The organism is Ignisphaera cupida (assembly GCF_030186535.1).
Taxonomy (GTDB): Archaea; Thermoproteota; Thermoprotei_A; order Sulfolobales; family Ignisphaeraceae; genus Ignisphaera; species Ignisphaera cupida.
Map to the genome: position 1 here is coordinate 60,739 of NZ_JASNVW010000006.1, position 6,773 is coordinate 67,511.

Sequence of the window (6,773 nt, forward strand, 5' to 3'; positions counted from 1 at the left end):
ATAAATTTCTTTCGTGTTTAACACTAGATGTCGCAAGATATTAAAATATTATTAGTCTGGAACTCTTTATTTAGCTTTCCACTTAAAGAGAGTATTCATTCAATATCTATTTTTAGGTTGTTACTGAAATGCAAATTCCAAAAATTGTCTTTGTTGTTCCAGATACTATGATAAGATTATGGGATTACATGCCAAACATAGATTTAATGATTAATAGTATTCGCTGGAAATGGGAAAAACCAACAGCAACTACTGTATGGGTTGATTCAGGGGGTTACCAAGTGATGGTTAAAGGCATGAAACTAACAGTTGATGATGTCTTGAGTAGGTACAGAAGAATTGAAGGTGACTATTTTATGTCTCTAGATATTCCCCCTTCTAGATTTTGTTATACAACCAAAGAACTTGTTAATGAAAATATAAAGAACTTTGAATATCTCTACTCAAAACTTGATGACAAAAACATAGTGCCTATAATACATTGTTATGAAAGTTCATTATTCTTCAAAGCTCTTGATGTATACAAAAGCTATGGAGTTAAACTAATTGGATATGGTGGAGCTGTTCCACCATCACTTGCCAAAGGTGGTAGAGGTAGTAGGACAACACCATTAATACCACTTGCGTTGCTATCTAAATTATTCAATGGCGATATTCACGCACTTGGAATTGGTGGCACTTCAACACTGTATACAGCTTTGAAAATAGTTGGAGTAAAATCAATGGATTCTTCATCGTGGCGTGTCAAGGCTGCTTATGGTAAGGTCATTGTTCCGGGATGTGGTGAAAGATATGTTGGTAATGGAAAGGCAAGTTTTGGAAGAAAGGATTTATCTAAAGAGGATTTTGAAAAGCTTGTTAATGCTCTTCAAAAATCTGGGTTTCCATACATCGAAAAAGTGGATATGCTTATTAAAACATTTCGTGGTAGAGCCATAATTAATGCATGGATTGTTAAACACTATCCTGATGTGCTTGAAAAGTCAAATGGGTATTCATGGATTATAGAGTATGTTAAGAAAATAGCTAGGCTTAATGTAGATGAACTTATAAAATTATTGGATAAGAGAATTAAGAGTTTGTACCACAATTAATATTCACATGTTTGACAGCTGCTATGCGCAATATCTTCTATTGCTTCGCCAATACCTTTTAGCGATGTTAATGTGTATCCTTTTTGTATACCTTCTTTTGCTGTCTGTTGCATGCTTTCAGCTGAAGTTTTCTGAGGAGTTGTTTGACTCATTTTTACTCCAACATATATTACTTGCTGGGCCTTGGATTTATCTCTATATACTGTTATTCCTTTGCAGCCCAAAAGCCATGCCAGAATATAAACTTCCCTCACATCTTCTACTGTAGCATCAAATCTTAAATTCACTGTTTTAGAAACTCCTGCACAAACCCATTGTTGCCATACAGCTTGATGAAGAACATGCCACTTAGGCTCTATATCATGAGCAGTCCTGAAGAGAGTTTTTAGAGAACGTGGCACAAAGGGTATTTCAGATAGGCTACCTCTTTCAGCTACAAGTTTTATCATATCAGCATTGTCAAGCTCATATTTTCTTAAATATTCTAGAAACAGAGGATCAATTTCTATGAATGTTCCTACAGTTACATGTCTTTCATATGCAACTGCAAATATTGGTTCTATACTGGATGATGTACCAGCTAGTATGCTTATAGTTCCGGTGGGTGCTATGCTAGTTAGTGTAGCATTTCTCATTCCCACTTCCTTTCTGAGCTTCTCTATATAATTCCAATTAACTAATGGTCTATCGGATAACAGTTCAAGTACTTTTTTACTGGGTCTATCTTTAATTCCTGCTATGTTGAGCAATTCCTCTAAAGGTTTTGCTGTAAGCCATGTTGGTTTGTACTTTGATGAATCATAAATAGGAAATGAACCACGTTCCTTTGCCAGCTCTATACTAGCTAGTGCAAGGTTGTATTCTATCCACTCAGCAAGATGATAAGCAAGATATATAGCATCAACACTATCATATGGTATACCAAGTTTAATCAACATGTATGCCCATCCCATAACACCAACACCTATCTTCCTAGTTCTCTTAATAGCTTGTTCAAGCTGTGGCAAGGGCCATTTAGCAACATCAATAACATTGTCCATAAACCTGGCTATAACTCTTAAATCTTCTGCCAACTGTCTCCATGCAATACGCGGCATCCCCTCAGAATCTATATAAACATACTTTGACAAGTCAATGCTTCCAAGATTGCAGCTTTCCCATGGAAGCAATGGTTGTTCGCCGCAGGGATTTGTAGCGTTTATTTTCCCAAGATACCACACTGGATGTCTTCTATTTATTGTATCCACAAATAACAAGCCTGGATCTCCAGAATCCCAAGCATTTCTAACAATTTTCTCAAATAGCTTAGAGGCATCTTCATACTTCACAATAGCATCCTTGTCCTCTGCAATTGCCATAGCCTCATCAATTGTAACCATAACTGTTTCATCAATCCATATACTACCTCCCTTAGATTCAAGCTCCTCCAGTATAGCTTCTTGAACCCAGTCCTCATTGAGATAATGTCTAGCCTTAGAAATGATGTAGAATCGCGAGTCATTGCCTAAATCAGGACGCACATTTGTTCTTCTTGGATTTATGAGAGGAACTTTACTCTTCTTAATTACGGCATCCATAAAGTAATCATAAACACCAACGGAGATATTGAAGTTTTGTAGATTGATGTCTTTAAGCTTACCACTTTTTGCATCTATAAACTTCTCTATATCTGGATGCCACACATGAAGAACACCCATATTAGCTCCTCTTCTCTTTCCACCTTGCTTAATTACGTCTGTATTAGCATCAAACATTTTCATAAATGATATTGGACCACTTGCCACACCCCCAGTTGACGCTACTATATCACCCTCTGGTCTTAGCTCTGAGAAATCAAATCCTGTTCCACCACCTTGCTGAAATATTATTGCTTGCGCTCTTACAGCATCATATATACCATCGCCTTCTGGTGTTGTAATAGCATCTCTAACAGGTATTACAAAACACGCAGATAATATCCCAAGTCTTGTACCTGCATTCATCAAAGTAGGTGAATTAGGCAAGAATCTCAAATCACTCATAATTTCATAGAATTTCTCTTCCCAAAATTTTGTAGCTTCACTACAATATTCATCACTATTTCCCTTATTTCTACAATAGACAAATTCTGCTTCAGCAATAGCATGAGCAACTCTCCTAAACATCATTTGCGGAGTTTCTTTAAATCTCCATGTCTTAGCATCTTTAAGCAGATATCTACTAGCTAATACCTTTATTGCTGAAAATGACAGTTTTCTATCCCTAGGATCTATGTCTATTGGCTTACCCTTTCCATAGACATCCTTATATATTCTACCAAGTTCATACAACTTTGCAACTTCAAACCATTTAGGATTTTCTAAACCCCTCATTACAAAAATTCTTTCAACTCTATCAACAATTTCATCAACGGAAACCTCATTCTTACCCTTAAGTTCTTCAATAACATTTTTAACAATGTTCCATGCCTCAGCATCGCTGCACAAACCATTACATGCAGCAATAATACTTTTCAATAATTTATAGGCATCGAATTTTTCTCTATTACCACTTCTCTTAATAACACTAATGTTTATGGATTCTATGCTCTGTGACTCTAGAACAGATGCTGGAACTCTATGCGACTCTAATGTCATTTCTTACTCACTCGGCAAAAAACTATTTTTGCTTTGGAAACTAATATGTGCTAGAGGTAGACGAAACTATGTTGCAGTACATGTCTTCTTGAATTACATTAGAATTACTACACTACATGAATTAATCTCATAATTATGAGCTGTGTTTTACAGTGAAGGGAGTACTTAATAAATTCAGGTTTTAACATTATTTTAATATATCTTTTAAGCACTAAATTGTTATACGCTGTGCTAAAATATGTCATAGGGAAAGTGGCAAGATTATGCCCAAATCAAAGAAGACGAAAAAAGAGGAAAAAATTGCGTCAACAAAATATGAGCGCATCTCAACTACAAGTAAAACAAGTAGATCAGTAAGTAGAAGACGATTTGTTGATACCGAAGAATGGGTTTCTAAACATATTAATGAGCTTGTATCCTCTACGGGTTTAGACTTTCTAAATTTAAGTAACGAAGAATACATTGCAATTTTTACAAGAATAGTTGATGCTGTTAGAGGAGACTCTTCTACTTTAGACATGGATACCATTGTTAGAAGAATTAAGCGAAATATTGACAAAGTTTATTCGCTAATTGCTGTTGCAATTCTTGAACTAAGGGGACAATTAAGTGAATCCCAAATCGAGTTTATTGTTAACAACATTAATGAAGCAGTATTACTTTATGCTCCAAGACTTTACAATGAAGCATTAAAATTAGCTAGAACAGATCTCATTGAAAGATTGAAAGATTCCTGGAGACATGCGTGGACCTTAAAACGTTATCCCATACTCCCATTGCAATGTCCTAGATGCGGATTCAATTCTTTAATGCCAGATTTATCATGTTTAGTATGTGGAGCCACTGTATCTGAAGGTGAATTAAAGAAAGCTCTTAACTTCAGGAACATGCTCATTGAGTTTGCACATAAGGAATCATTAGAAGATGTAAAGAAGGCTATAAATTATGGCTATGTTTATTTAAGTAGTATTGGCATAAAACCTCCAGGTGAGAATAAAGATTTACTTGATGTAGAAGTATTTTTAACTAATGAAGAAAGAAGTGTTCTGGCAGACATAATTAAGCAACGTGAAAGTGAAAAATAAAATGGTTATTGAGGTAAAAGACATTAAAAAAGTAAATGAGTACATAGTGAAATATAGACTTACCTTAGTTGCGGTTATATCAAAATATGCAAATAAAAGCTATGTCATGAAACTTCTGAAAACGCTGGAGGAAGAGTCTTTACCAACGATATACACAGTGTTAGTTGTTGATGATACTAGTAATGATAAGAGAAGTGCTTACAACATTATGCTGAATCTATATTTAGATGGTGTCTGCATATTTTCTCAAGAAGGTGTGTTTAACAATTTAGAAAATGATTTAACAGTGTTGAAAAGAGGTATTAGGGAGGTTCTAAGATCTAGATCAATTCAAATAAGATTTGTAAAAAGATGAATGAATATGATAATTGAAGTACCTCAACCAATTTGTACTTCCTGCAACAAAAGACATGCTACATACCATAGAATAACGTCTGGTGAGAAGCTTTGCAAACTTTGTTTATTTAATAGTGTTGTGAAGCAAACACGAAAAAATTCCCACTATTATAAAATGTTTAGAAAGAATCAAAAAATTGTTTTTGCAATAAGAGGAGACAATATTCCCTTATCTATAGAATCATTTTTGATATTGCATCAAGCAGTAAAAGATTTTGAATTAGAATACAAAATTTTGTGTCCAGATAATATAGTAGACTGTAAAATTGTTGATAATGAAATTAAAGAACATGTTAAAGGCAAATACGAAGTATATACAGTTAAATATTCTCTTGATGTAATCTCAAAATCCTTTATTCATATGGTTAAATACATTGATGCAGTATCTGTGGAAATAGCTAAGGAAAGTGAAGCAGAAAGTGTAGTATCTACATTGTTTAGGGATGAAATGACCATGTTGTCTATAATGGGTTTTCTGCTCTTGTCCAAAACAGTTTTTGGGGAGGGTATGCCGGTAAAATATGTTGAGAGTGTAAAGATAGTGAGACCTTTTTATAATGTGTTTTCTCATGACGTAATCTACTTGGCTTATTCACTAAAGGATATGGTGAAATTATGTAAGGAATTAAATAAAATAAGGATAAATGTTGATGAATATTTTCTTAAAGCATATAAGATCTTTCTCAAATCGCCTGAGTTGATGTATTCAAGTTCTAAATCTGTTGAGCTATTACAAAGTTTTGTTATAGCAAAAACTAGTAGATGCCGTGTATGTGGTTCGTTTAGTGATAAGCAGGTTTGTGAATATTGTGAGCAGTTCAAAATATCTCACTAAATCTGAAGATTTAATATGGGTTTTTCATAAAAGCTTATATAGAACCTCTTCTAAACACAGACTAGACTATGGTGGTGACATAACATGGCAATGTACGGAATACCTGTGCTAATATTGAGAGAAGGAACCTCGAGAACTCATGGTCGCGAAGCTTTAAGAGCTAACATTATGGCTGCTCGAATCTTGTCAGAAATACTAAGAACAAGCCTAGGTCCAAAGGGACTTGATAAAATGCTTGTTGATAGCTTTGGAGACATTACAGTAACAAATGATGGTGCTGCAATAGTTAAGGAAATGGAGGTTCAGCATCCAGCAGCAAAGCTGCTAGTAGAAGCTGCAAAAGCTGTGGATGCAGAAGTGGGAGATGGCACAACATCAGCTGTAGTATTAGCAGGTGCTTTACTCGACAAAGCTGAGCAGCTTTTGGATCAGGGTATACATCCAACAACTATAATAGAAGGTTATAAAAAAGCATTATCAAGAGCTCTGGAAATATTAGATGAAATAGGTATGAAGGTTTATGTAGGTGATTTAGATAAGCCAGAGGAAAGGGAAAAGACCAAGGCAGAGATTAAAAAAGCTCTATATACAACCTTGGCAAGTAAATATATTGCAACACCTGATGTCATAGACAAGCTAATGGACATGGTTATTGAAGCGGCTTTCAGAGTTGCTGAGAAAAGACCTGATGGAACATATGATGTGAAGCTTGACATGGTTAAAATAGAGAAAAAGAGAGGTGGTAGCT

General features: G+C 34.9%; 6 protein-coding genes. 5 read left to right on the forward strand and 1 reads right to left on the reverse strand.

What is annotated here, in order from left to right; translation table 11 throughout:
• The first annotated feature begins 128 nt into the window (after positions 1-128).
• Positions 129-1,094, forward strand: coding sequence for a tRNA guanosine transglycosylase family protein (locus QPL79_RS08120; RefSeq protein WP_285274313.1), 966 nt, complete (start codon positions 129-131; stop codon positions 1,092-1,094).
• On the opposite strand, the gene QPL79_RS08125 is transcribed toward QPL79_RS08120, so the two are convergent.
• Entirely contained in the window at positions 1,091-3,709 is a 2,619-nt protein-coding gene (locus QPL79_RS08125) for an adenosylcobalamin-dependent ribonucleoside-diphosphate reductase (RefSeq protein WP_285274314.1), read from the reverse strand. The two genes, QPL79_RS08120 and QPL79_RS08125, sit on opposite strands and share 4 nt — an antisense overlap.
• A 263-nt stretch (positions 3,710-3,972) precedes the next feature.
• Between QPL79_RS08125 and QPL79_RS08130 the strand changes: the two genes are divergently transcribed.
• The 4 genes from QPL79_RS08130 to QPL79_RS08145 form a co-directional block, all read left to right on the forward strand.
• A complete protein-coding gene (locus tag QPL79_RS08130) occupies positions 3,973-4,794 on the forward strand; it encodes a hypothetical protein (RefSeq protein WP_285274315.1) in 822 nt (273 codons plus the stop codon).
• A gap of 1 nt (position 4,795) precedes the next feature.
• On the forward strand, positions 4,796-5,149 hold the full coding sequence (locus QPL79_RS08135) for a hypothetical protein (protein ID WP_285274316.1): 354 nt from the start codon (positions 4,796-4,798) through the stop codon (positions 5,147-5,149).
• 6 nt (positions 5,150-5,155) lie between these two features.
• Positions 5,156-6,025, forward strand: coding sequence for a hypothetical protein (locus tag QPL79_RS08140; protein ID WP_285274317.1), 870 nt, complete (start codon positions 5,156-5,158; stop codon positions 6,023-6,025).
• Between the two features lie 84 nt (positions 6,026-6,109).
• The coding region (locus QPL79_RS08145; RefSeq protein WP_285274318.1) for a TCP-1/cpn60 chaperonin family protein at positions 6,110-6,773 on the forward strand (664 nt) is incomplete at its 3' end.

Excerpts from the sequence above, each read along its gene's own strand:
- QPL79_RS08140 (WP_285274317.1), top strand. The coding sequence starts at position 5,156 with ATGATAATTGAAGTACCTCAACCAATTTGTACTTCCTGCAACAAAAGA.
- QPL79_RS08120 (WP_285274313.1), top strand. The coding sequence starts at position 129 with ATGCAAATTCCAAAAATTGTCTTTGTTGTTCCAGATACTATGATAAGA.
- QPL79_RS08125 (WP_285274314.1), bottom strand. The coding sequence starts at position 3,709 with ATGACATTAGAGTCGCATAGAGTTCCAGCATCTGTTCTAGAGTCACAG.
- QPL79_RS08130 (WP_285274315.1), top strand. The coding sequence starts at position 3,973 with ATGCCCAAATCAAAGAAGACGAAAAAAGAGGAAAAAATTGCGTCAACA.
- QPL79_RS08135 (WP_285274316.1), top strand. The coding sequence starts at position 4,796 with ATGGTTATTGAGGTAAAAGACATTAAAAAAGTAAATGAGTACATAGTG.